A 431-nucleotide genomic window follows, 5' to 3' on the forward strand; every position below is an offset into this window, starting at 1 on the left:
TGAGTCCTGTGAGATCCCGATGAAATCCGTGCGGAACATTGCTTACAGGCTTAGATCGCTGCTTGGCTATGTTGGGCTGGAGGATTTGGTGGTCTATGCCAACGGCATATTCAGCTTCAATCCGGAAATCAAGGTAGTGACAGATGTGGGGTTATTCGAAGAACTATGTGACAGTATCGAGATGGAGAACAATCCGAAAAAGCGGTATCGGCTGTATGAAGCTGCCGTCGGACTGTATTCCGGGAATCTTCTGCCAAGGTTGTCCGATAATATTTATTTTATCCCGAGTATTACATACTATCAGGGCCTGTATTTCCGGCTCGCCGGCCGGTATATAGAACGCCAGACCGAGTGTGGCGAGTATGTCTATGCGCACAAGGCGGCCAAAGCCGCACTGGCCTTTGACCCGTTTAACAGTAGCCTGAATATGC

At 49.4% G+C, this 431-nt stretch carries 1 protein-coding gene; it reads left to right on the forward strand.

All coding sequences use genetic code 11. The features are described 5' to 3' along the window. Positions 1–88: 88 nt before the first annotated feature. The coding region (locus H6B10_RS15415) for a bacterial transcriptional activator domain-containing protein (protein ID WP_204652353.1) at positions 89–431 on the forward strand (343 nt) is incomplete at its 3' end.

The organism is Gemmiger formicilis (genome assembly GCF_016901605.1).
Lineage (GTDB): Bacteria > Bacillota > Clostridia > Oscillospirales > Ruminococcaceae > Gemmiger > Gemmiger formicilis_B.